We start from the raw sequence: 24,440 nt of genomic DNA, 5'->3' as shown, positions 1-24,440 counted from the left end.
TTACCTTTTTCACTAATAGTTGTTGTCGTTGTCAATTGTTTTACCGTGTCAGGAATGAATGTACGGAGATAATAGTACAAATGACAAATTACGGAGGTAACAACTATGAATGCAATGCAGGAAAAGCTGTTTTTAGAACTCCGTCAAACGAAGGAAGAAATTGAGAACTCTCTTCAGAAGAAACAAAAGCAATCTTGGCTCACTTCTATTTTGAAGGCAGAACTTGCAGATATTAATTCTGCTATTCAAAAATTCGAGGAAGGAAAATTTGGCCAATGCGAGACTTCGGGTGAATTTATCCCGGAAGACTTACTAAAAATGATTCCGACGATCAAGTCACTTAAGGACACTGAGGATTTAGAATACTATTACAAAAAACCCCTTTCATCTGCTTTTTTATAATGATACATTGTCGTTTTGCGATTAAGTATGCTAAAATGCAAAGGAGATTAGAATAGCGAACGCTAGGGTCTAGTCAGCATATTGTGGAGGTATTTTTCAGTGTTTTATTACTTAATCGCAATTTTTGTAATTTTATTAGATCAATTTACAAAATGGTTAATCGTAAACAACATGTTTTTAGGGGAGAGTATAACAATTATTGATCATGTTTTGTATATTACTTCTCACCGCAATCGTGGCGCTGCATGGGGAATCCTCCAAGGCCAAATGTGGCTTTTTTATGTTATTACCATTGTGGTTATTGTAGGAATTATGTTTTATCTGCACAAAGCTGCACGAGGTAAAATGCTATTGGGAGTTTCTTTAGCATTGATGCTTGGAGGTGCGATTGGAAATTTTATTGATCGTGTCTTGAGAAAAGAAGTAGTTGATTTTATTCATACGTATATTTTTAGCTATAATTTTCCAGTGTTTAATATTGCCGATTCTGCACTAGTAATCGGTGTCATTTTGTTAATGATTCAAATGCTTCTAGATGAGCGGAGATCAAAGGAGAAATTATATGGAGAAAATGGAACACACCATTCTTGAAGATCAAAAAGGGGACCGAATTGATAAGGTTATCTCAGGGTTAGAAGAAGAATGGTCACGTACACAGGTTCAGCAATGGATTAAAGATGGGAATGTCGTGGTGAACGGACAACCCGTTAAAACTAATTATAAATGCAGCTTGAATGATTTAATTGAAATAAGTATCCCTGAACCTGAAGAACTAGATGTCATTCCAGAAGAGATGGATTTAGATATCTATTATGAAGATAAAGATGTATTAGTAGTTAATAAGCCGCGCGGGATGGTGGTTCATCCAGCTCCAGGACATTTAACTGGGACACTTGTTAATGGTCTAATGGCACACTGTAAGGATTTATCTGGTATAAATGGAGTATTAAGACCTGGGATTGTTCACAGGATTGATAAAGACACATCTGGTCTCTTGATGGTTGCAAAAAATGATATGGCGCATGAAAGCCTTGTAAATCAATTGGTTGAGAAGACAGTTACACGTAAATATAAAGCCATTGTTCACGGGGTCATCCCTCATGATTTCGGTACGATCGATGCGCCGCTTGCCAGGGATACGAAGGATAGACAAAGTATGGCGGTTGTCGATAATGGTAAACATGCAGTTACTCATTTTCATGTGATCGAGCGGTTTAAGGATTTCACCTTTGTTGAATGTCAGTTAGAGACGGGCAGGACCCATCAAATCCGTGTCCACATGAAATATATTGGCTATCCGCTTGCTGGCGATCCAAAGTATGGTCCGAGAAAAACATTAGACATTAACGGTCAAGCGTTGCATGCAGGGATACTGGGTTTTACTCATCCAAGAACAAAGGAATATTTAGAATTTGAAGCACCGCTTCCAGAGGATTTTGAACGACTTCTTGAACAACTTCATAAATAATGATTGACGTAAGCCCAAATTTGAAGTAAGATGACTATAGTTTAATAAGCCTTTAATTCGGTCCTGTGAGGCTGAGAAGGAAACGGTTATGTTATAGGCGGCTCTAGTCCTGTAACTAAAATTAACTTGTTTACCTCTCGCCAAAACCGGTGAGAGGTTTTTTATTTTAAGATAATAAAGTAGGTGTAACATGACCCAAAAAGCTCTGGTCCTTGATGAACAAGCCATTAATCGAGCACTTACAAGGATTGCTCATCAGATAATTGAAAAAAATAAAGGTATTGAGGAATGTGTACTTGTAGGTATTCGTACAAGGGGTATCTATTTGGCAAAACGCCTAGCGTCAAGAATTGAAGAAATTGAAGGAAATCCAATTCCCGTGGGTGAGATTGATATCACTCTTTATCGGGATGATTTAACGAAAAAAACGGAAACTCTAGAACCGCTTGTCAAGGGTTCAGATATACCGGTTGAAATCAGTGATAAAATAGTAATACTTGTTGATGATGTACTTTATACAGGCAGAACAGTTAGAGCAGGGCTCGATGCGCTGATGGATCTAGGCCGTCCGGCTGCGATTCAGTTGGCAGTCCTTGTTGACAGAGGGCATCGTGAATTACCAGTGAGAGCTGATTATGTAGGTAAAAATGTACCAACATCCAGTGATGAAAAAATTGTGGTCCAACTAGCAGAAGTTGATAAAATTGATCAAGTAAGTATCTATGACAAATAAATATCAGCCCTTTTAAAAGGCAGTCCTGTGAGGCTGACAAAGGGGAAAGGCCATTATATATGGCATTTCTATACCCTCTTTGTACCCTCATGTATACAAAGAGGGTTTTTTTATGGCTGAAAAGAAGACAATATAGATAAACCATATATAAATGGGGGAGAAACATTGAATAAACCAATTTTAAATGTAGAGGACATACCAAAACCAGGTCAATGGTTTACCTTAAGTTTACAACACCTATTCTCCATGTTTGGAGCGACAATACTTGTACCCTATCTTATAGGCCTTAGTCCGGCGCTTGCCTTAATCTCAAGCGGACTAGGGACACTAGCCTTTCTCTTAATTACTAAAGGAAAAGTACCTGCATACCTGGGTTCATCTTTCGCTTATATAGCTCCAATTAAAATTCTTTATGAAACAGGCGGAGCTGGTGCAGCGATGGTTGGAACCTTCATTGCCGGATTAGTTTATGGGATTGTCGCAATAGTGATAAGCAAGTCCGGTCACCGTTGGATCATGAATTTACTGCCGCCAATTGTAGTGGGTCCTGTCATTATGGTAATCGGTCTTGCTCTTTCTGGAAATGCCGTTGGAAACGCGATGAACAACTCTGCAGGAAAATATAGCATGCTTCATTTCTCGGTTGCCCTTGTAACCTTGGCTGCCACCATCATTTTCTCGATCTTCGCTAAAAAGATTTTAAGTGTAATCCCAATCTTGGCTGGGATTGTCATCGGATATATCTATGCATTAATAGTCGGGATTGTCGATTTCAAACCAGTCCTAGATGCAAATTGGTTTGAAATGCCGGAATTTGTTATCCCGTTTGTCACTTATAAACTGAAGTTCTCATGGGACATTGTCGCTTTGGTTGTCCCAATTGCGATTGTAACTTTATCGGAACACATCGGTCACCAGCTTGTTCTTAGTAAGGTTGTAGGACGTGACTATATAAAAAATCCAGGTTTACATCGCTCCATTTTAGGTGATGGAACAGCAACAATCATTTCAGCTTTAATTGGCGGACCGCCAAAAACTACTTACGGGGAAAACATTGGGGTCTTAGCAATTACTCGAGTTTACAGTGTATACGTTATTGCAGGTGCAGCGGTGTTCGCGATTATCTTCGGGTTTATTGGGAAAATAACAGCTTTAATTCAAACAATTCCAACACCTGTTATGGGGGGCGTATCAATCCTGCTCTTCGGTATTATCGCTTCCTCTGGGTTAAGAATGCTTGTAGATAGTAAAATTGACTTCGGTGATAAACGAAACCTTGTAATATCATCTGTAATCTTGGTTCTGGGAATCGGCGGAGCGATTGTGAAACTTCCTTATAATATTCAAATCCAAGGGATGGCATTATCAGCCATTATCGGAGTACTGTTAAATCTAATTCTGCCGGGAAGACAAGAGGCAGATGAAAATATGTTCGAAAGTAACGAAGAAAATAAGAAATCTGCATAAATACAGGATACCTTTTAACGGAAGTCCAGTGAGGCTTACAAGGGTGTAAAACTTGAACAAAGAGGTGGGATAGAGTCTCATGTCTTTGTGAAAGTAAGTTTATTACACCCTGATAACTGTCAGGGTGTTTTTATTATCATTGGAAGGCGGGAATTGGATGTTACAACATTTATTAACCACGAATGAATTAAAGGTGGATGAGATTTATCAAATCTTAAGCGATGCCCACAACTTTAAAAAAGGAATGGAGTGGCATCCGGAGAGAAAAATATTCGCTGCCAACCTATTTTTTGAACCTAGTACAAGAACAAAAAGCAGCTTTGAAGTAGCTGAAAAAAGGTTAGGGCTTGATGTGATTCACTTTGAAGTGCTGACATCAAGTGTTCAAAAAGGGGAAACACTATACGATACAGTTAAAACATTAGAATCGATTGGTGTAAGAACAGTTGTGATTCGTCACGATCAGGACCGCTACTTTGATGAGTTGGTTGGAAAAGTCAATATACCAATCATCAATGGCGGTGACGGATGCGGTCATCATCCTACACAGTCATTGCTAGATTTAATGACGATTCATCAAGAGTTCGGCCAATTTGCCGGATTGAAAATTGCTATTATCGGAGACATTCGCCATAGCCGTGTGGCTCGTTCAAATGCCGATGTATTGACTAGGCTGGGCGCTGAAGTGATTTTTTCAGGTCCTGAAGATTGGTTTGATTCACGCAGTGCAGATATGTCCAAGTACAGACCGATTGACCAAGCGATCCAAGAAGCAGATGTTGTGATGCTGTTGCGTGTGCAACATGAACGGCATCAACAAAAAAGCAGCTTTACGGCAAATGAGTATCACAAACAATATGGTCTTACACTAGAAAGAGAAAAGATGATGAAGCAGGACAGTATTATCATGCATCCTGCACCTGTTAATAGAAATGTAGAAATAGCTGATAGTCTTGTCGAGTGCAAGCGATCAAGGATATTCAAGCAAATGGAAAATGGTGTATACGTCAGAATGGCGGCAATCAAAAGATCAATTGAAAGTCTTGAAGGAGGAATTCAAAATGAAGCTACTTATTCAGAACGCATGCTGCACAGCATTTAACGGTGAAACGAAACAAGCCGATATATTAATAGAAGATGGGATTATTACCAAAATCGATACCCAGATTAATGCGGTCGTCGATCGCACAATAGACGCACAAGGAAAATTAGTGGCACCAGGATTTATCGATCTACATGTTCACCTGCGTGAACCAGGAGGCGAAAAAAAGGAAACCATCGCAACCGGTACCCTAGCCGCGGCAAGAGGCGGATTTACCACTATTGCCAACATGCCAAACACAAGACCGGTGCCTGACACCATTAGCAACATGGAGGACTTACAAAAGCGGATAAAGGATACGGCGAAGGTTAGGGTTCTCCCATATGCTTCGATTACAATCCGTCAGTTAGGTCAAGACTTAACAGATTTTGAAGGACTGAAAGCTCTGGGTGCATTTGCCTTTACGGATGACGGGGTAGGCGTGCAGTCAGCTGCGATGATGCTTGAAGCTATGCGTAAAGCAGCCGCACTTGATATGGCGATTGTTGCTCACTGTGAAGAAAACACGTTAATCAATAAGGGATCAGTCCATGATGGATCATTTGCAAAGCAACATGGATTGAATGGGATCCCATCTGTCTGTGAATCAGTTCAAATTGCCAGAGATGTGCTCTTAGCAGAAGCAGCAGATTGTCATTATCACGTCTGCCATATCAGTACAAAGGAATCAGTCCGAGTTGTCAGAGATGCGAAACGAGCAGGAATTAAGATAACGGCAGAGGTAACACCGCATCACTTATTGTTATCTCAAGATGATATTCCAGGTCTTGATACAAACTTCAAAATGAATCCGCCGCTTCGGGATGCTGAAGACCGCAAAGCCTTAATAGAAGGGCTTTTAGACGGCACAATTGATTTCATTGCAACCGATCACGCACCACACACAGGAGAAGAGAAGCTTGAGGGAATGACACTTGCACCGTTCGGTATTGTAGGTCTAGAAACTGCGTTCCCGTTACTATATACACACTTTGTTTTAAACAATATAATGACGCTCCAACAATTAATTGAGTATCTAACAGTCAAACCAGCGGAAGCGTTTGGCCTGCCTTACGGAAAAATCGAAGTAGGGGCACCTGCAGATTTAGTTCTGTTGAATCTTGATGAAGAACGTGCAATTAACCCAGAAGAATTCTTATCAAAAGGAAAAAATACACCATTTGGCGGTTGGAAATGTAAGGGATGGCCTGAGATGACAATCGCTAGAGGAGAAATTGCTTGGGAAAAAGGAAGTGTATTGGCATGAAAAAACAGCTAATTTTAGAAGATGGAACCATATTTATCGGTAAAGGCTTTGGCAGTGACACGGAAACGATTGGTGAAGTTGTTTTTAATACAGGGATGACCGGTTACCAAGAAATCATTTCTGACCCATCCTATTGCGGACAGATTGTAACCCTTACCTATCCATTGATCGGGAATTACGGAATCAACCGTGACGATTTCGAATCAATCAATCCGGCTATAAAAGGATTAATTGTGAAAGAAGCGGCGGACTTCCCTTCCAACTGGAGAAACGAATACACCTTGGATGAATACTTTGACATGAAAAAAATCCCGGGAATTGCTGGGATTGATACACGTAAATTGACGAGGATTATCCGCCAATACGGAACACTTAAAGGGGCTATCTGCAGCATTGAAAAAGATCCGAACGAGGTATTAAATCAGTTACGAAAAGCACCGTTGCAAACGAATCAAGTCAAACAAGTTTCCACAAAAAATGCTTATCCAAGTCCAGGGCGCGGCAAGCGTGTAGTCCTTGTAGATTTTGGTATGAAGCACGGGATCTTACGTGAACTCAATCAGCGGGATTGTGACGTCGTTGTCGTCCCATACCATACAACAGCAGAAGAAATCCTCCAATTACGTCCAGACGGAATTATGCTTTCTAATGGACCTGGGGATCCAAAAGATGTTCCAGAAGCGATTGATATGCTAAAAGGTGTATTAGGCAGAGTGCCATTGTTTGGAATTTGCTTAGGTCATCAGTTATTTGCACTAGCTTGCGGAGCTAATACAGAAAAAATGAAGTTCGGTCATCGTGGTTCGAACCATCCGGTCAGAGACCTTTCAACAGGACAGGTTGCGATTACCTCACAAAACCACGGTTATACAGTTGAAGCAGATTCGATTAAAAATACAAGTTTAGAAATTACTCACATCGCAGTAAACGACGGAACAGTCGAAGGATTAAAACATATAGATTATCCAGCATTTACAGTTCAATACCATCCCGAAGCATCCCCAGGACCAGAAGATGCAAACGGCCTATTTAATCAATTTATAGACTTGATGGAAAAGAACAAACAGGAGGTTACAGCAAATGCCTAAACGTACAGATATCAACTCCATTTTAGTAATCGGTTCAGGACCAATTGTTATCGGGCAGGCTGCAGAATTTGACTATGCCGGTGCCCAAGCATGTATCGCTCTGAAAGAAGAAGGCTACCGTGTTATTCTAGTTAACTCCAATCCGGCCACCATCATGACGGATACAGAGATGGCAGATGCCGTTTATATTGAACCCTTGACTGTGGAATTCGTCAGCAGAATCATTCGCAAAGAACGTCCAGATGCGCTTCTTGCTACTCTTGGCGGACAAACCGGTCTTAACCTGGCTGTCGAATTAACAAAATCAGGCGTCTTAGCTGAATGCGAAGTAGAAATTCTTGGTACCAAACTTTCAGCGATTAACCAAGCAGAGGACCGCGATCTTTTCCGCAGCCTGATGAATGAATTAAACGAACCAGTTCCAGATAGTGAAATTATCCATGAATTAGCTGAAGCGAAAGCATTCGTTGAAAAAATTGGTTTTCCAGTGATTGTTCGTCCGGCGTTTACATTAGGAGGAACAGGCGGCGGTATCTGTCATAACGACGAGGAGCTCGAGGAAATTGTCACAAGCGGACTAAAGCACAGCCCTGTAAATCAATGTTTGCTAGAAAAAAGTATCGCTGGCTTCAAGGAAATTGAATACGAAGTGATGCGAGATAAAAATGACAATGCGATTGTTGTTTGTAATATGGAAAACATCGATCCGGTCGGGGTCCATACCGGAGATTCCATCGTCGTTGCTCCAAGTCAGACATTAAGCGATCGTGAATACCAGTTGCTTCGAAATGTTTCGTTAAAAATAATCCGTGCCTTAGGAATTGAAGGTGGCTGTAATGTTCAGCTTGCTCTAGATCCAGATAGCTTTAATTACTATATTATTGAAGTAAATCCACGTGTTAGCCGTTCTTCGGCACTAGCGTCCAAAGCAACCGGTTACCCAATTGCTAAGCTTGCAGCTAAGATTGCAGTCGGTTTAACACTTGATGAAATGTTAAACCCTGTTACAGGAAAAACGTATGCAAGCTTTGAACCGGCGCTAGATTATATTGTAACCAAAATCCCGAGATGGCCGTTTGACAAGTTTGAATCGGGGAACCGTTCACTTGGAACGCAAATGAAAGCAACGGGAGAGATAATGGCGATTGGCCGGACGTTTGAAGAATCCTTATTGAAAGCGATCCGATCTCTTGAGGCAGGGGTTTACCATTTCGAATTAAACGACGCTGCAGAAATCGATGATGAATTACTCGAAAAACGGATTCGCAAAGCAGGGGACGAACGCCTCTTTTACATCGCAGAAGGGTTAAAACGTGGATTAACCATAGAGACGATTCACCAATGGAGTAAAATAGACTTATTCTTCTTAAAGAAGATGGAAGGTATCATTGAAATGGAAACAGTACTTGCAGCCAACCCTTTTGATACTGAAATTCTCCTAGAAGCAAAACAAAAAGGCTTTACCGATAAAAAAATCGCACAGCTTTGGAATACATCCGAAAAAGAAATTTATAATACAAGAAAAAATCTCGGTATTATCCCAGTTTATAAAATGGTTGATACTTGTGCAGCCGAATTTGAATCGGCAACACCATACTACTATGGCACATATGAAGACGAAAACGAGTCAATTGTAACAGCGAAAAATAGTGTCATTGTACTAGGGTCTGGCCCAATTCGAATCGGCCAGGGAATTGAATTTGATTATGCGACCGTACACTCTGTAAAAGCCATTAAAGAAGCAGGCTATGAAGCGATAATCATTAACAACAATCCTGAAACAGTATCTACCGACTTCAGTATTTCCGACAAGCTTTACTTCGAACCACTGACAATCGAAGATGTTATGAGTATTATCAATCTAGAGAAACCAATGGGGGTAGTCGTTCAGTTTGGTGGACAAACCGCGATCAACTTGGCTGCAAAACTTGAAGAAAACGGCGTGAAAATACTTGGAACAAGCTTAGAGGACTTAGACCGTGCTGAAAATCGTGATAAATTTGAACAGGCGCTAGAAAAGTTAAACATTCCACAGCCATTAGGGAAAACGGCCATGTCAGTGGAACAAGCTCTTGTTATCGCCGGAGAAATCGGTTATCCGGTCCTTGTCCGTCCTTCTTATGTGCTTGGTGGAAGAGCTATGGAAATTGTCTACCATGAAGAAGAACTTCTTCACTATATGAAAAACGCTGTAAAAGTGAATCCAGAGCATCCAGTATTGATTGACCGTTACTTAACAGGAAAAGAAATTGAAGTTGATGCTATTTGTGACGGTACTAATGTTTTAATCCCGGGTATTATGGAACATATCGAACGAGCAGGGGTCCATTCAGGTGACTCAATTGCAGTCTATCCTCCGCAAACCCTTAGTGAAAAAGTGAAACAAACACTTGTTGAGTACACCGAGAAATTAGCGAAGGGCCTAAATATTATTGGATTACTAAACATTCAATATGTGCTCGCGGGAGATCAAGTATATGTACTAGAGGTAAACCCAAGATCGAGCCGTACCGTTCCATTCTTAAGTAAAATTACGAATATCCCAATGGCAAAAATCGCGACAAAAGCGATTCTTGGGGTATCGATTCTCGACCAAGGCTTCATCCCAGGACTAGTTACTGAGAAAGAAGGAGTATACGTCAAAGTTCCGGTTTTCTCCTTTGCTAAATTGAAGAGTGTCGATATTACGCTCGGACCTGAAATGAAGTCGACTGGAGAAGTAATGGGTAAGGATGTTACACTCGAAAAAGCCCTATACAAAGGCTTAGTTGCTTCAGGTATGAAAATTCAGCAGTTCGGTACCGTATTGTTTACGGTAGCAGATAAGGATAAGCAGGAAGCCTTAAAACTTGCGAAACGTTTCTCTGCAAACGGCTATCGTTTAATGGCAACAAGCGGAACAGCGGCTATATTAGAAGAAGCAGGCCTTAGAGTGAAGGTTGTCGGCAAAATTGGTTCAGAAGGAAAAACTTTATTAGATGTCATTCATCATGGTGAGGCACAGTTCATTATCAATACATTAACAAAAGGGAAACAGCCTGAACGTGACGGGTTTAGAATTCGCCGGGAAGCTGTCGAAAATGGAGTTCCATGCTTAACTTCACTTGACACGGCTGATGCGATCTTAAAAGTAATTGAATCAATGAACTTTTCAGCAGAACCAATGACAGCAATGAAAAAGGAGGCCGTGTTTGCATGATCCAAAAAGAGTTATGCAAAGTACTCAGCCAAAAAGAAATTGCTTCAGATATCTTTGAGCTTATCATTCATGGAGATTTGGTCAGCCAGATCAATGCACCTGGGCAGTTTGTGCATCTTAAAGTTTCAAATGGTTTAGATCCATTATTGCGCAGACCGATTAGTATATCTTCCTATGATACCGAACAAAATAGTTTGACAATGATTTACCGCAAGGAAGGGAAAGGAACCTCCATGCTTGCAGAATTACGACCAGGGATGCATGTCGATATCCTTGGTCCACTAGGTAATGGTTTTCCTGTTGAGGAAGTCAGCACAGGAGATACTGCCTTACTTGTCGGCGGCGGAATTGGCGTTCCTCCATTATATGAATTATCAAATCAGTTAGTTGCAAAAGGTGTTAAAGTCATCCATGTGCTTGGCTTCCAGACTGTATCAGCTGTCTTTTACGAAGAGGAGTTTTTGAAAAATGGGGAAACCTATGTAGCGACTGTTGATGGTTCTTATGGTAGAAAGGGCTTTGTGACGGATGTGATGAAAGAATTGCAGTTTGATTGTATCTATACATGCGGACCAACTCCAATGTTAAGAGCAATTGAGCAGAATTATCAAGATAAAAAAGTATTCTTATCGCTTGAAGAGCGGATGGGCTGCGGCATCGGTGCCTGCTTTGCTTGTGTATGTAAAAAGAAGAATGATCCAACAGGAGTTTCTTATAAAAAGGTCTGCAGTGATGGTCCTGTATTTCGAGCCGGGGAGGTATTGATATGAGTCGATTAAACATTGAATTACCAGGCTTAAACTTAAAAAACCCAATCATGCCTGCATCCGGCTGCTTTGGGTTCGGCAGAGAATACAGTCAGTTCTATGATCTGAGTGTACTCGGCGCGATTATGATTAAAGCTACAACAGTAGAACCAAGGTTCGGAAATGCAACACCACGTGTCGCAGAAACCTCTGCAGGCATGTTAAATGCAATTGGCTTGCAAAATCCAGGACTAGAAAAAGTCCTTGGCGAAGAGCTTCCTTTTTTATCTCAGTACGATGTACCAATTATTGCAAATGTAGCCGGCTCGCTTGAAGAGGATTACGTGGAAGTAGCCCGTCAAATTTCTAAGGCTCCGAATGTACATGCTCTTGAACTGAATATCTCCTGCCCTAACGTAAAAACAGGCGGGATTGCTTTTGGAACCATTCCGGAAACAGCGAAACAATTAACCCGTAAGGTTAAAGAGGTATCAGAGGTACCTGTATATGTGAAGCTGTCGCCCAATGTAACAAACATTGTAGAAATGGCAAAGGCCGTTGAAGCCGGTGGTGCGGATGGGTTGACCATGATTAATACCCTTGTTGGGATGAGACTTGATTTAAAAACAGGCAAACCGATTCTAGCCAATCGAACCGGTGGATTGTCCGGCCCAGCCATAAAGCCAGTGGCGATTCGGATGATTTACGAAGTCAGCCAGGCGGTTGGAATTCCAATTATCGGAATGGGCGGTGTTGAGACGGCTCAAGACGTGATCGAGTATTTTTATGCAGGGGCCAGTGCTGTTGCAGTCGGAACTGCCAATTTCGTTGACCCGTTTGTTTGTCCGACTATCATTGAGGAACTGCCTGAACTGCTTGGGAAATTAGGATTTGAACACATCAGTGAATGTACAGGAAGGAGCTGGAAGGAACATGGACAACTCGCTTATCATCGCGCTTGACTTTCCCGGCATAAACGAAGTTAATCAATTTCTAAAGCCGTTTGCTGGCAAAGAGCTTTTTGTAAAAGTAGGGATGGAATTGTTCTACCAGGAAGGCCCCTCGATTATACATCAGCTAAAAGAACAAGGTCACCGTATTTTCTTGGATTTAAAGCTTCATGACATTCCAAACACAGTGAAAAGTGCAATGAAGGGTCTTGCACGTTTAGAGTGTGATTTGGTTAATGTTCATGCTGCCGGTGGAATTGATATGATGCAAGCGGCACTGGAAGGTCTTGAAGCAGGTACCCCTGCAGGACGGAAACGACCTAACTGTATCGCAGTTACGCAATTAACAAGTACGTCTGAGGAACAAATGCAAAAAGAACAACTTATTCCGGTCTCCTTAAAGGAATCGGTGCTTCATTATGCCGCTTTAACGGCGCAAGCAGGCTTAGATGGTGTCGTTTGTTCAGCGTGGGAAGCAGCTTTGATTAAGGAGAAAGCCGGACAATCGTTCTTGACGGTATGCCCGGGGATTCGGATGGCGTCTGATCAGGTTGGGGACCAAAAACGTGTAACCACCCCTGAATCAGCACGGACAATGGGGGTAAGTGCAATTGTGGTAGGCCGCTCTATTACCCGTTCGCAAGACCCGCTAACAAGTTATCAACAATGGATGGAAGCATGGAAGGGAGTAACACAATGAAAAAATTAATTGCAGAAAAATTACTAGACATCAATGCGGTTGCCTTGAAGCCCGAGGAGCCATTTACGTGGGCATCAGGACTTCGTTCCCCAATCTATTGTGATAATCGTCTGACACTATCATACCCTGAGGTAAGAAAAGCAATTGCTGCAGGACTGAAGCAGCTGATAGAAGAAAATTTTCCGGGGACGGAGGTCATTGCAGGAACTGCAACGGCAGGTATCCCTCATGCCGCATGGGTCAGCGACCTAATGGAGCTTCCTATGTGCTACGTTCGTTCGAAAGCAAAGGGTCATGGTAAAGGGAATCAGATTGAAGGAAGAGCCGAGGCAGGTCAAAAGGTAGTCGTAGTCGAAGATTTGATTTCTACTGGAGGCAGTGTGATCACCGCAGTTAATGCATTAAAAGAAGCAGGCTGTGACGTGCAGGGAGTCGTGTCCATCTTTACATACGGCCTTGAAAAAGGAAAACAAGTGTTTGAAGAAGAAAATATTAAGAGTTTTTCATTAACCGATTTTTCAACCTTAATTGAAGTGGCTATTTCAAAGGGGTATGTGAGTTCGGAAAATCAAGAAAGCCTGTTATTATGGAGCAAGGACCCAGCTGTATGGAGCCAAAAGTTCGAGGAAGCAGAATCGCTGATATAATAAATTTTTCGCTGATAAAGTTTGGAAATCGCCGAAAAGTTACAAAATACCGCTGATAAACCAATGAGGGGAGCCAAATCGTTTGATGGCTCCCCACTTTTATTTATTATTTCTTCAATTTTAAAACCATTTCCTCATCTGGAGTCACATAAACCGTTTGTTGATTATCATAAATGACGAACCCAGGCTTTGCTCCACTCGGTTTTTTTACATGACGGACTTTTGTATAGTCGACAGGCACCGATCCGGAATTACGTGCTTTACTATAATACGCCGCTAAATTTGCAGCTTCAAGAATCGTTTCATCTGAAGGCTCCTTACTGCGGATAACTACGTGTGACCCTGGAATATCCTTTGTATGAAGCCAAATTTCATCTCGCGCTGCGAGTTTATTAGTTAGGTAATCATTTTGTTTATTATTTTTACCAACAATGATTTCTGTTCCATTAGACGCAACAAAATGATCCAGTACCGGCTTGCTATTCTGAAGTTTTTTCCCGTTCCTTTTTTGTCGTTCACGGATATACCCGCCCTCAACTAGTTCCTCTCGGATTTCTTGAAGATCTTTAGGAGAGGCTGCTTGGACCTGTTGGAGCAAATTATCAAAATAGGCTGCTTCCTCTCGGGCCTTGTCAATCTGCTCAACCACAATCGAGATGGAATTCTTCGCTTTTTGATATTTGGAAAAATACTTTTGGGCATTTTCAGATGGTGTCTTTCTAGGGTCGAGTGGAATTATAATCATGCCGCCATTGTCATCATAATAATTAAGAACCTCGATTTCTTTCATCCCTTTTTTGGCCGCATAAAGATTAGCAGTTAACAACTCCCCGAATAGTTGAAACTTGTCTGCTTTCTCTGCTTCTGCTAATGTACGTTGGAGCTTGTCAATTTTCTTCTCATTCTTTTCTTTTTCATTGGTGATAAATCTCTCAATATCATTTCCCTGCTGTTTCACCCGGTCACGTTCTGCTTTGCCGAAATAAAATCGGTCGAGCATTTCACTAAGGGTTGAAAAAGTTTTTACTTCTCCTTTTATATGTTCAAGCGGGAATAAATAAAATAACTCTTTTCCATTAGAAGTCATGATAGAAGGAGCAATATCACCAGAGCTTATTTTTTTCATTAGTCTTACAAATGTTGCTGGCACTGTTGAACGATTGGCTAACCCGCTCTCAAATATTACTTCCTTTGCCAAAAGCGGTGAAATACCTCCGAAGTGTTCAACGAGCTGGCGGTCCAGTTTACCACCCATAAAATCTATCTTTTTTAACACATCCTCTTCAACAGCAGTAAACGGATTGACCTTATGTTGTTCTGGCGGGTTGATATAAGGCTGTCCAGGAAGAATGGCTCTATGGCTGTTTACAGCAAAAGAAACGTGCTTAATGCTATCGAGAATGATATTGCGTGTCTTATCAACTAAAACAATATTGCTATGGCGTCCCATAATTTCGATAATTAATTGTTTGTAGCTGATATCACCAATTTCATTTCGGCCTTTAATTTCAAACACAATGATCCGGTCATTATCAACCTGATACAAATCCTCTAATATATGTCCTTCAATATGCTTTCTAAGCAGCATACAGAACATCGGCGGTTCACTTGGATTATCGTAGGCTTCATTGGTGAATTGGACCCTTGCGTAGCTTGGGTGAGCCGATAATAATAATTTTTTATTGACTCCGTTTGCGCGGATCGTTAGAATTACTTCATTTTTATAAGGCTGATGGACTTTGTTAATCCGTCCTCCCTTGAGGGAACGAACCAATTCATCAACCATTGCTTTTGTAAATAAACCATCAAATGACATGGAAAACATCCTTTTCTAGAAGCTATGTTTCAATTATATCCTATCTGGCTAAAATCTGTCTTAATTTACCCATCAATCACATTTTCATCTAGCATTTTTTTGGACGACCCTGAATAAGCTTTCCTTAGAGCAAGTCTATAAAAGGGGGAAGTGAGATGGTCGGATGAAATTCCATGAAATGAAGCTAGATCAAGTAGAAAAGGCTCTAGAAACCGACTTTTCTTCTGGATTATCACAGGAAGAAGTAAAGAAAAGAGTAAAACAGCACGGATTAAATGAATTAGAAGAGGGAGAAAAGCAATCGGCTTTACTCTTATTTTTCAGCCAATTTAAAGATTTTATGGTATTAGTGCTGTTAGCTGCAACCTTGATTTCAGGCTTGCTGGGCGAGTATATCGATGCCATTGCGATTATTGCGATTGTCATTATTAACGGATGTCTGGGCTTCTACCAGGAACGGAGGGCGGAAAGATCACTCCAAGCTCTAAAAGAGTTATCGGCCCCACAGGTATCAGTACTACGTGATGGACAATGGATTAAGATTCCATCAAAAGAAATTGTCATTGGCGATGTCATCAAGTTTGCAAGCGGAGATCGAATTGGTGCAGATGTCCGAATTATTGAATCGAAGAGCTTAGAAATAGAAGAATCAGCGCTGACGGGTGAGTCAGTTCCCGTGGCTAAACATATCGAACCATTAAGCAACCCAAATCCAGGCATCGGTGATATGGAAAATATCGCTTTTATGGGAACGATGATTACGAGGGGAAGCGGGTTAGGTGTTGTCATGGCAACTGGTATGAAAACAGCGATGGGCCAGATTGCCGATTTACTGCAAAATGCTGAGTCCCAGGATACACCACTGCAGCGGCGACTAGAGCAGCTTGGCAAAATATTAATTACCGTGGCTTTGTTACTGACGGTTCTAGTGGTAATTGTCGGAGTATTACAGGGACATGAATTATATGAGATGTTCTTGGCAGGTGTCTCACTAGCGGTCGCAGCGATACCAGAAGGGCTCCCGGCAATTGTGACCGTGGCTTTATCATTAGGCGTTCAAAAAATGATTAAGAAAAATGCCATCGTCAGGAAACTACCGGCTGTAGAAACGCTGGGTTGTGCGTCGGTCATTTGTTCGGACAAAACTGGAACGATGACACAAAATAAAATGACCGTTACCCATTTGTGGAGCGGTGGGAACACGTGGACGGTCGACGGGGTCGGCTACCAGCCACAAGGGAATTTTTATCGAGATGAACAAAATGTCCAGCCTAGGGATGAGAAGTCGTTACAGCAAATGCTAATATTTGGTATGTTGTGCAACCATTCAGAACTGGCCGTGAAAGATGACGATTATATCCTTGACGGAGACCCAACTGAAGGGGCATTGCTGGTTAGTGCGATGAAAGCTGGCTTTGACCGGACCAAACTATTAGAAGATTTTACAATCGTCAATGAATTCCCGTTTGACTCCACCAGGAAAATGATGAGTATTCATGTCAAAGACAAACAGGAACGGCACTTTATTGTCACCAAGGGTGCACCGGATGTCGTGCTAGGGATCTGTGAGTCGATCCTATGGGATGAGAGAACACAATACTTAAGTAGGGATACGCAAAGCAAGGTTCAGGATGCAATTAATGGACTTGCATCACAGGCATTAAGAACCATTGCGATAGCTTATAAGCCAATTTCGGCCGGTACAATCATCTTAAGTGACCATGAGGCAGAGAAAAAATTAACCTTCATCGGCGTCCAAGGCATGATTGATCCGCCAAGACCTGAAGTCAAAGCAGCTGTAAAAGAATGTAAAGAGGCGGGCATAAAAACAGTAATGATTACGGGCGACCACGTGATTACTGCCAAAGCAATTGCATCTCAACTTGGGATTTTGACTAAAAAGAGTAAGGTGCTTGAAGGAAAAACACTAGCTGAAATGTCTGTAGAAGAACTTGAAGATGTTGTGGAAGATGTCTCGGTGTTTGCGAGGGTGTCTCCGGAACATAAGTTAAAAATCGTTAAAGCACTCCAAAATAGAGGACATATTGTTGCCATGACAGGTGATGGAGTCAATGATGCTCCTGCTATTAAGGCTGCTGATATCGGTGTCGCCATGGGCATCACAGGTACCGACGTTGCAAAAGAAGCGTCTGCACTCGTATTATTGGATGATAATTTTGCTACCATTAAAGTAGCTATTAAGGAAGGAAGAAATATTTACGAAAATATTCGTAAATTTGTCCGCTACTTGCTTGCTTCTAATGTCGGTGAGATTTTAGTCATGCTGTTTGCGATGCTATTGGCATTGCCGCTGCCACTCGTACCAATTCAGATTCTTTGGGTGAACTTAGTGACTGACGGTCTGCCAGCGATGGCATTGGGGCTTGATCAACCCGAGGAGAATGTAATGAAACGTGGTCCACGCAGTCCTAATGAGGGGGTATTCTCGCGGGGTCTTGGCTGGAAAGTTGTCTCGCGCGGATTCCTAATCGGGCTTGTTACACTTTTGGCGTTCATGATTGTGTACCATAATGATCCAAGTCAACTTCCATACGCACAGACTGTTGCATTCGCAACGCTTGTTATGGCTCAGCTGATCCATGTTTTTGATTGCCGCAGTGAAAGATCAGTCCTTTCAAGAAACCCGTTTGGGAATCAATATCTAGTCTGGGCGGTCATTTCATCTTTATTATTAATGCTAGTAGCTATTTATTATCCGCCTTTGCAGCCAATTTTTCACACACTTCCTATTGCAGCAAAAGATTGGCTGTTAATTTTAGGATTATCATCTGTACCAACTTTTTTACTAGCAGGATCATTTTTGTTAAGAAAAACAAAATAAAGTATGATATAATCCAAAAGGTGATAGAACTCATTCTATTACCTTTTGTTATTTTTAAAAAATAAAGAGCCGATCATTATCTAAGATTGGATGTGTACGTGATGGTTATTAGTATGACAGGCTTTGGCAGAGGCAAAACAGAGTCAGGGGCATTTTCGGTGAATGTCGAAATAAAAACTGTAAACCACCGATTTTCTGAAATGAATATCCGCATGCCAAGACAACTTTTAAAAATAGAAGATAAACTGAAAAAGATCTTAAGCCAGCATATTCGCCGCGGACGGGTGGAAGTGTATGTGAGTGTTGATGGTGAAGGGATTGTTTCAAGGAAGATTCAGCCGGATTGGAAGCTGATTGAAGAATATTTTGTGTTTATTAATGAAGCTAAAAGTAAATACGGGATTGAAGGGGACATTACCCTTCAGGATTTGCTCAATCGAACCGAACTTTTACATATTGAAGAAAGTGAAGCCGGTAATGAAGAAATCGAAAAGCTTGTCCTTACAGCCACTGAGGAGGCTGTGCTGCTGTTAAAGCAAATGCGGATAGCAGAAGGGGATGAATTAAAAAAAGATTTACTTGCGATCACTGCCCAAATTGAAACAAATGTAACAGAGCTTCAGAAATTTGCTCCCCTCGTTGTTCAAGCCTTTAAGGAGCGTTTGACCAAGAGAATGCAAGAGTTTGTTAATGGACAATTAGATGAAACGAGAATTTTAACAGAGGTAGCAGTTTTTGCTGACAAAGCAGATATTAATGAAGAAATTACTCGGTTAAGAAGCCATATTCAGCAATTCTTGCAAACCTTAAATGAGTACGAGCCAATTGGCAGGAAGCTGGACTTTCTTGTTCAGGAAATGAACAGAGAGGCCAATACCATCGGCTCAAAAGCAAATGATTCTAATATTGCTAAAAAAGTGGTTGAAATCAAAAGTTTACTTGAAAAGCTGAAGGAACAGGTTCAGAATATCGAATAAGATTTGTTTAGAAACTGTTTAACACGGTCAAAATATATTATTAATGATTGGATGAGTAACCATGTCGATTAAATTAATCAATATTGGATTTGGTAATATCGTTTCTGCCAATCGCATTATTTCCATTGTCAGCCCGGAATCTGCGCCAATTAAACGAATAATTCAAGATGCCAGGGATCGGGGATCGTTAATTGACGCTACTTATGGCAGACGGACACGTGCTGTTATTGTAATGGATAGTGACCATGTCATTCTTTCAGCTGTACAGCCGGAGACGGTTGCCAATCGCTTAACTGACCGTGATGATATTATTGATGAAGGGTAGGATTTTCATAATATGCAGGAAAAAGGGTTGCTGATTGTATTGTCTGGACCATCTGGTGTTGGGAAAGGAACTGTCCGAAAAGAGATCTTTTCACATCCAGATACCGATTTTGAATATTCCATTTCGATGACCACCCGTCTTCCACGTGAAGGGGAAGTCAACGGGGTAGATTATTTTTTTAAAACACGTGAGGAATTTGAACAGTTAATTGAGCAAGGTAAGTTATTGGAGTATGCCGAATTTGTTGGCAACTATTATGGAACGCCTGTAGATTATGTTCGTCAAACATTAGATTCTGGAAAAGATGTTTTCTTAGAAATCGAAGTGAAGGGTGCCCGTCAGGTACGCGAGAAGTTTCCAGAGGGATTATTTATTTTCCTCATGCCGCCAAGCTTAACTGAACTCAAGAACAGAATTGTTACGAGAGGAACCGAGACGGAGGATATCATTCATAATCGAATGTTAACTGCACGTGAGGAAATCGAAATGATGGAATTATATGATTATGTAGTGGAAAATGATCAGGTGGAGCTTGCCTGCAAACGTGTGAAAGCCATTGTAACGGCAGAGCACTGCCGTAGAGAAAGAGTCGAATATCGCTATAAAAAACTGCTGGAGGTTGAATAATATGTTATATCCGTCTATTGACTCCTTGTTAGAAAAAATTGATTCGAAATATTCACTTGTATCTGTTGCTGCTAAGCGCGCCCGCGTCATGTCTCAGGTAAAAGATGAAAGACTTCCTAAATATGTTTCTTATAAATATGTAGGAAAAGCATTAGAGGAAATTTATAGTGGTGAACTAACCTATCGAATTTCAAAAAAGGCAGAATCCGCTACTGATTAATGATACGGCCCAAAGTCACAATATAAAATGAAAGAAGGTCTGACAAAAGGGAAATCACCTGTATGTCAGCCTTTTTATTTTGCTTTAAGTGTATTGCGCGATTTTTCATGAGGAAATAGATGAAAAAAAGAATTTTTTCTAGCATAATAAAAGTAAAAAGTAATGGACAAGAGTGGGGGCTTAAAAATGAGTAAGGAACAGAACATCCTATTATGTGTCACAGGAGGAATCGCTGTTTATAAAGCTGCAGCGCTTACTAGTAAGCTTGTACAAGCAGGGTTTAACGTTAAGGTCATCTTAAGTGAATCAGCGGAAAAATTTGTTACCTCCTTAACCTTTCAGGCCTTATCGCGTAATGATGTGTTTACCGACACATTTGATGAGAAAAATCCACAAGTGATTGCTCATATTGATTTAGCAGATTGGGCTGATTTAATTCTGGTTGCCCCAGCTACAGCTAATACAATTGGCAAATTAGCCTGTGGAATCGCCGATAATATGATTACCACCACATTGCTTGCAGCCACCGTACCTGTGTGGATTGCCCCTGCTATGAATGTACATATGTATGACCACCCAGCTGTAAAAAAGAACCTTGCTGTATTAGCAGAGTTTGGCTGTCAATTTATTGAGCCTAGTGAGGGATACCTTGCCTGCGGTTATGTTGGAAAAGGCCGCCTTGAAGAACCCGAAAAAATTGTCATGTTAATTCAAAACTATTTCAATCACCTAGAAAATAAAAATTTAAAGGGAAAAACCGTTATTATTACAGCTGGGCCTACCCGCGAAAAAATTGATCCAGTTCGATTTATTTCCAATCATTCATCGGGCAAGATGGGGTACGCTTTAGCTGAAGAGTCAGTTAAACAAGGTGCCCGAGTCATATTGGTTTCAGGTCCTGTTTCACTATCCGCTCCTCAAGGGGTAGAACTTGTAAAGGTTGAAAGTGCAGAGGATATGTACCAAGCGGTCTTGAAATACTTTGACACAGCGGATGTGGTCATAAAGACGGCAGCGGTGGCCGATTACCGTCCGAAGGTTACTTTTGACCATAAGGTGAAAAAGCAGGCAGGCGACACAAACATTGAGTTGGAAAGAACAAATGATATCCTTTTTGAACTAGGACAGCGAAAAACAAATCAACTTCTGGTTGGTTTTGCAGCAGAGACGGATCATCTTGAAGAATATGCGAAAAAAAAATTACTCAATAAAAATGCAGATATGATTGTCGCGAACAATGTAAAGACGGAAGGTGCTGGCTTTGGCACCGATACAAACATTGTCACTCTTTTTAAACGGTACGGGGAGGTCATCAGCTTGCCGCTGATGTCAAAAAACGAAGTTGCCGTAAAAATTATTGAAGAAATTACTTCGCTATTGAAGGATATGAAAACACATGGAAATAGCTAGTGTAATAGTCGATGTACCGACAAAACAAACGGACCGGGCTTTCGATTATTTAATTCCTGAACAGTGGAGGGGAACCATTCAGCAAGGGATGAGGGTCATTGTCCCATTTGGCCCTAGACATATCCAGGGTTTTGTAGTGGGGTTAAAAACAGAATCAGAAGTGAAAAAGCTTAGAGAGATTATTGAGCCGATGGATTTAAAGCCTGTCTTGAATCAGGAGTTATTAGAACTTGGTAACTGGTTGACTGAAAACACGCTTTGTTTTAAAATTTTTGCCTTTCAGGTAATGCTGCCGGCAGCATTAAAAGCAAAATATGAAAAAAAAGTCAGGCTTGCAAACAGGAGGGCTGCCATTGAATTACCCTCAAAGTTGCAGGCCTTCTTTGAGAATGACGGCGAACTCGACTGGGAAGAAGCATTAAAAATGGGGATTGGTCCTATGTTGCAGCGTGAGGCTTCAAACGGCCATTTAGAAGTCGTATATGTTGTAAAAGAACGTGTAAGGAAAAAACACCGGAAGTTTGTTCGGCCAACCGTCAGCCAGAACGAATTAGAAGAAGCACTCCAATCCATCCCGGCCAAGGCAGAAAAGCAACGGCAAGTTTTGCAGTATTTTCTGAGGCATTTTGATGAGGTGGAATTAAAAACCTTGATTGATGAGCTAAAAACTTCAGGGTCGACGATAAAAGCCCTTGTAGAAAGAAGATTATTGGCAGAGTTTGATAAAGAAGTATACAGAGATCCTTTTGAACATCGAAAATTTGAGCGGACTAAGCCGCTGCCGTTAACAGATGCGCAAGTGCAGGCGATTGGGCCGATTCTTCAATCAATTGAACAGGGTCATCATGAGGTGTTTTTGCTTTATGGTGTTACGGGGAGCGGCAAAACAGAAATTTACTTACAGTCCATTCAGGAAGTGATCGAAAAAGGTCAAGAAGCGATTGTTCTGGTACCGGAAATTGCTCTCACTCCGCAAATGGTCCATCGATTTAAAGGAAGATTTGGTGATTTAGTAGCCGTTTTACACAGCGGTTTATCGGCAGGGGAAAAATATGATGAATGGCGCAAGATCCAACGTAAGGAAGTAAAAGTTGTGGTCGGGGCTCGGTCAGCTATTTTTGCACCCTTTGAGAACATTGGCATCATTATCATTGATGAAGAGCACGAAACCAGTTATAAGCAGGAAGAAATGCCGCGTTATCACGCCAGGGATGTGGCGATTGAAAGAGCTAAGACATATAATTGTCCAGTTGTGCTTGGAAGTGCTACCCCTTCGCTTGAGTCCTTTGCAAGAGCACAAAAGAAGGTATATCAACTTTTATCTTTACCTAACCGAATGAACAATCAGGAACTTCCTGCTGTCGAAATTATTGATATGCGTGAAGAACTTCGTGACGGCAATCGGTCCATGTTCTCCCGGAAGCTTTTCGAATTGCTTCAGGATCGGCTCGAAAAGAAACAGCAATCTGTTTTATTTTTAAATAAGCGGGGACATTCCTCATTTGTGATGTGCAGAGACTGTGGTTATGTGGTAAACTGTCCAAATTGCGATATTTCCCTTACTTATCACCGCGTGAAGGAACAGATGAAATGCCATTATTGCGGTTATGAAAGCTATGTGCCGAAGAATTGTCCTGAATGTAATAGTGAATACATCCGTTATTTTGGCACAGGAACACAAAAAGTGGAAGAAGAATTAGGGAAGATTCTCCCCGAGGCAAGGGTCATTCGCATGGATGTTGATACGACAGGAAGAAAAGGGGCGCATGAAAGGCTTCTCAGTGATTTTAAAGATGGAAAAGCCGATATTTTACTAGGGACTCAAATGATTGCAAAAGGCCTGGATTTTCCAAACATCACCTTAGTTGGCGTCCTTTCAGCAGATACGATGCTCCATTTACCGGATTTCCGAGCTTCAGAAAAAACGTTTCAATTATTAACACAAGTCAGCGGCCGGGCCGGAAGACATCAACTGCCAGGTGAAGTCGTTATTCAAACCTATACACCGGAGCACTATAGTATTGAGCTTGCCGGTCGTCAAGACTTTGATTTATTTTATCAGCGGGAAATGTTAATTCGCAAGCTGCATCATTATCCCCCATTCTATTATCTAGCCCTAATTACGGTAAGTCATGAAAACCTGATCAACGTCGTATCGGCAACAGAGAAAATGGTCAACTACGTGCGCTCACAAGTTTCAGATAAAGCTGTTGTTTTAGGGCCAGCAGCCTCATCCATCCCTAGGATAAATAATAGATATCGCTATCAATGTTTGATAAAATACAAACGGGAACCGAACCTCACTCAAACCCTTAAAACGATTCTTGATCAATATCAAAAGGATACGAAAAGCGGTTTGCAGGTTTCAATCGATGCAAATCCTGTAATTTTAATGTAGGCTTAACTTAAATTACATTTGGAAAAAGGTTATGTTTTTCGATTTTGGGTGAAAATGATAAGAAAAGCGGAAGCGCC

21 protein-coding genes are annotated in these 24,440 nt (G+C 41.3%); 20 read left to right on the top strand and 1 reads right to left on the bottom strand.

From position 1 onward, the window contains the following. The first annotated feature begins 105 nt into the window (after nucleotides 1–105). From COD92_RS23920 to pyrE, 13 genes are all read left to right on the top strand, one after another. The gene (locus COD92_RS23920; protein WP_098528829.1) at nucleotides 106–402 is read left to right on the top strand and encodes a hypothetical protein; all 297 of its coding nucleotides are present in this window, start codon (nucleotides 106–108) and stop codon (nucleotides 400–402) included. 99 nt (nucleotides 403–501) lie between these two features. Continuing rightward, nucleotides 502–993, top strand: coding sequence for a signal peptidase II (gene lspA, locus COD92_RS23915; protein ID WP_098528827.1), 492 nt, complete (start codon nucleotides 502–504; stop codon nucleotides 991–993). After that, nucleotides 965–1,870: an RluA family pseudouridine synthase gene (locus COD92_RS23910; RefSeq protein WP_098996581.1), complete on the top strand. Its 906-nt coding sequence runs from the start codon at nucleotides 965–967 to the stop codon at nucleotides 1,868–1,870. Before lspA ends, COD92_RS23910 begins: the two co-directional genes overlap by 29 nt. Nucleotides 1,871–2,060: 190 nt before the next feature. Next, nucleotides 2,061–2,603, top strand: coding sequence for a bifunctional pyr operon transcriptional regulator/uracil phosphoribosyltransferase PyrR (gene pyrR, locus COD92_RS23905; protein WP_098528823.1), 543 nt, complete (start codon nucleotides 2,061–2,063; stop codon nucleotides 2,601–2,603). A gap of 165 nt (nucleotides 2,604–2,768) precedes the next feature. Beyond that, nucleotides 2,769–4,070, top strand: coding sequence for a uracil-xanthine permease family protein (locus COD92_RS23900; RefSeq protein ID WP_098528821.1), 1,302 nt, complete (start codon nucleotides 2,769–2,771; stop codon nucleotides 4,068–4,070). Between the two features lie 157 nt (nucleotides 4,071–4,227). Further along, on the top strand, nucleotides 4,228–5,172 hold the full coding sequence (locus COD92_RS23895) for an aspartate carbamoyltransferase catalytic subunit (protein WP_098996580.1): 945 nt from the start codon (nucleotides 4,228–4,230) through the stop codon (nucleotides 5,170–5,172). Beyond that, nucleotides 5,132–6,418, top strand: a complete 1,287-nt coding sequence (locus tag COD92_RS23890; RefSeq protein ID WP_098528817.1) for a dihydroorotase — start codon at nucleotides 5,132–5,134, stop codon at nucleotides 6,416–6,418. The genes COD92_RS23895 and COD92_RS23890 overlap by 41 nt, the downstream gene beginning before the upstream one ends. After that, on the top strand, nucleotides 6,415–7,506 hold the full coding sequence (locus COD92_RS23885) for a carbamoyl phosphate synthase small subunit (protein ID WP_098528815.1): 1,092 nt from the start codon (nucleotides 6,415–6,417) through the stop codon (nucleotides 7,504–7,506). Before COD92_RS23890 ends, COD92_RS23885 begins: the two co-directional genes overlap by 4 nt. Next, a complete protein-coding gene (gene carB, locus COD92_RS23880) occupies nucleotides 7,499–10,705 on the top strand; it encodes a carbamoyl-phosphate synthase large subunit (RefSeq protein WP_098528813.1) in 3,207 nt (1,068 codons plus the stop codon). The genes COD92_RS23885 and carB overlap by 8 nt, the downstream gene beginning before the upstream one ends. Beyond that, nucleotides 10,702–11,475, top strand: coding sequence for a dihydroorotate dehydrogenase electron transfer subunit (locus COD92_RS23875; RefSeq protein WP_098528811.1), 774 nt, complete (start codon nucleotides 10,702–10,704; stop codon nucleotides 11,473–11,475). Before carB ends, COD92_RS23875 begins: the two co-directional genes overlap by 4 nt. After that, nucleotides 11,472–12,413: a dihydroorotate dehydrogenase gene (locus tag COD92_RS23870; RefSeq protein WP_098528809.1), complete on the top strand. Its 942-nt coding sequence runs from the start codon at nucleotides 11,472–11,474 to the stop codon at nucleotides 12,411–12,413. The genes COD92_RS23875 and COD92_RS23870 overlap by 4 nt, the downstream gene beginning before the upstream one ends. Continuing rightward, nucleotides 12,385–13,101, top strand: coding sequence for an orotidine-5'-phosphate decarboxylase (gene pyrF, locus COD92_RS23865; protein WP_098528807.1), 717 nt, complete (start codon nucleotides 12,385–12,387; stop codon nucleotides 13,099–13,101). The genes COD92_RS23870 and pyrF overlap by 29 nt, the downstream gene beginning before the upstream one ends. Next, a complete protein-coding gene (pyrE, locus tag COD92_RS23860; RefSeq protein WP_098528805.1) occupies nucleotides 13,098–13,748 on the top strand; it encodes an orotate phosphoribosyltransferase in 651 nt (216 codons plus the stop codon). Before pyrF ends, pyrE begins: the two co-directional genes overlap by 4 nt. A gap of 106 nt (nucleotides 13,749–13,854) precedes the next feature. Here the strand turns inward: pyrE and COD92_RS23855 are convergent, their stop codons facing one another. Continuing rightward, the gene (locus COD92_RS23855) at nucleotides 13,855–15,564 is read right to left on the bottom strand and encodes an Rqc2 family fibronectin-binding protein (RefSeq protein ID WP_098528803.1); all 1,710 of its coding nucleotides are present in this window, start codon (nucleotides 15,562–15,564) and stop codon (nucleotides 13,855–13,857) included. A 163-nt stretch (nucleotides 15,565–15,727) separates the two neighbouring features. Here COD92_RS23855 and COD92_RS23850 point away from each other — a divergent pair, with 163 nt between their 5' ends. From COD92_RS23850 to priA, 7 genes are all read left to right on the top strand, one after another. Then, nucleotides 15,728–18,406 (top strand): calcium-translocating P-type ATPase, SERCA-type, encoded by a 2,679-nt coding sequence (locus COD92_RS23850; protein WP_098528801.1) that lies wholly within the window; start codon nucleotides 15,728–15,730, stop codon nucleotides 18,404–18,406. Nucleotides 18,407–18,507: 101 nt separating this feature from the next. Continuing rightward, nucleotides 18,508–19,383 (top strand): YicC/YloC family endoribonuclease, encoded by an 876-nt coding sequence (locus tag COD92_RS23845; RefSeq protein WP_098528799.1) that lies wholly within the window; start codon nucleotides 18,508–18,510, stop codon nucleotides 19,381–19,383. Nucleotides 19,384–19,444: 61 nt separating this feature from the next. Continuing rightward, the gene (gene remA / locus COD92_RS23840) at nucleotides 19,445–19,708 is read left to right on the top strand and encodes an extracellular matrix/biofilm regulator RemA (protein ID WP_098528797.1); all 264 of its coding nucleotides are present in this window, start codon (nucleotides 19,445–19,447) and stop codon (nucleotides 19,706–19,708) included. Between the two features lie 12 nt (nucleotides 19,709–19,720). Continuing rightward, complete coding sequence (gene gmk, locus COD92_RS23835; protein ID WP_098528795.1) at nucleotides 19,721–20,335, top strand: guanylate kinase; 615 nt, start codon at nucleotides 19,721–19,723, stop codon at nucleotides 20,333–20,335. Between the two features lies 1 nt (nucleotide 20,336). Further along, nucleotides 20,337–20,555, top strand: a complete 219-nt coding sequence (gene rpoZ, locus COD92_RS23830) for a DNA-directed RNA polymerase subunit omega (RefSeq protein WP_098528793.1) — start codon at nucleotides 20,337–20,339, stop codon at nucleotides 20,553–20,555. 186 nt (nucleotides 20,556–20,741) lie between these two features. Next, on the top strand, nucleotides 20,742–21,965 hold the full coding sequence (gene coaBC / locus COD92_RS23825) for a bifunctional phosphopantothenoylcysteine decarboxylase/phosphopantothenate--cysteine ligase CoaBC (protein WP_098528791.1): 1,224 nt from the start codon (nucleotides 20,742–20,744) through the stop codon (nucleotides 21,963–21,965). Then, complete coding sequence (gene priA, locus COD92_RS23820) at nucleotides 21,952–24,363, top strand: primosomal protein N' (RefSeq protein ID WP_098528789.1); 2,412 nt, start codon at nucleotides 21,952–21,954, stop codon at nucleotides 24,361–24,363. Before coaBC ends, priA begins: the two co-directional genes overlap by 14 nt. Nucleotides 24,364–24,440 lie beyond the last annotated feature (77 nt).

This window comes from Bacillus sp. AFS037270 (assembly GCF_002585305.1).
This window is presented reverse-complemented; position numbering and strand designations above follow the sequence as displayed.

Excerpts from the sequence above, each read along its gene's own strand:
- COD92_RS23920 (WP_098528829.1), top strand. The coding sequence starts at position 106 with ATGAATGCAATGCAGGAAAAGCTGTTTTTAGAACTCCGTCAAACGAAG.
- COD92_RS23910 (WP_098996581.1), top strand. The coding sequence starts at position 965 with ATGGAGAAAATGGAACACACCATTCTTGAAGATCAAAAAGGGGACCGA.
- pyrR (WP_098528823.1), top strand. The coding sequence starts at position 2,061 with ATGACCCAAAAAGCTCTGGTCCTTGATGAACAAGCCATTAATCGAGCA.
- COD92_RS23895 (WP_098996580.1), top strand. The coding sequence starts at position 4,228 with ATGTTACAACATTTATTAACCACGAATGAATTAAAGGTGGATGAGATT.
- COD92_RS23890 (WP_098528817.1), top strand. The coding sequence starts at position 5,132 with ATGAAGCTACTTATTCAGAACGCATGCTGCACAGCATTTAACGGTGAA.
- COD92_RS23885 (WP_098528815.1), top strand. The coding sequence starts at position 6,415 with ATGAAAAAACAGCTAATTTTAGAAGATGGAACCATATTTATCGGTAAA.
- carB (WP_098528813.1), top strand. The coding sequence starts at position 7,499 with ATGCCTAAACGTACAGATATCAACTCCATTTTAGTAATCGGTTCAGGA.
- COD92_RS23875 (WP_098528811.1), top strand. The coding sequence starts at position 10,702 with ATGATCCAAAAAGAGTTATGCAAAGTACTCAGCCAAAAAGAAATTGCT.
- COD92_RS23870 (WP_098528809.1), top strand. The coding sequence starts at position 11,472 with ATGAGTCGATTAAACATTGAATTACCAGGCTTAAACTTAAAAAACCCA.
- pyrF (WP_098528807.1), top strand. The coding sequence starts at position 12,385 with ATGGACAACTCGCTTATCATCGCGCTTGACTTTCCCGGCATAAACGAA.
- pyrE (WP_098528805.1), top strand. The coding sequence starts at position 13,098 with ATGAAAAAATTAATTGCAGAAAAATTACTAGACATCAATGCGGTTGCC.
- COD92_RS23855 (WP_098528803.1), bottom strand. The coding sequence starts at position 15,564 with ATGTCATTTGATGGTTTATTTACAAAAGCAATGGTTGATGAATTGGTT.
- COD92_RS23850 (WP_098528801.1), top strand. The coding sequence starts at position 15,728 with ATGAAATTCCATGAAATGAAGCTAGATCAAGTAGAAAAGGCTCTAGAA.
- COD92_RS23845 (WP_098528799.1), top strand. The coding sequence starts at position 18,508 with ATGGTTATTAGTATGACAGGCTTTGGCAGAGGCAAAACAGAGTCAGGG.
- remA (WP_098528797.1), top strand. The coding sequence starts at position 19,445 with ATGTCGATTAAATTAATCAATATTGGATTTGGTAATATCGTTTCTGCC.
- gmk (WP_098528795.1), top strand. The coding sequence starts at position 19,721 with ATGCAGGAAAAAGGGTTGCTGATTGTATTGTCTGGACCATCTGGTGTT.
- rpoZ (WP_098528793.1), top strand. The coding sequence starts at position 20,337 with ATGTTATATCCGTCTATTGACTCCTTGTTAGAAAAAATTGATTCGAAA.
- coaBC (WP_098528791.1), top strand. The coding sequence starts at position 20,742 with ATGAGTAAGGAACAGAACATCCTATTATGTGTCACAGGAGGAATCGCT.
- priA (WP_098528789.1), top strand. The coding sequence starts at position 21,952 with ATGGAAATAGCTAGTGTAATAGTCGATGTACCGACAAAACAAACGGAC.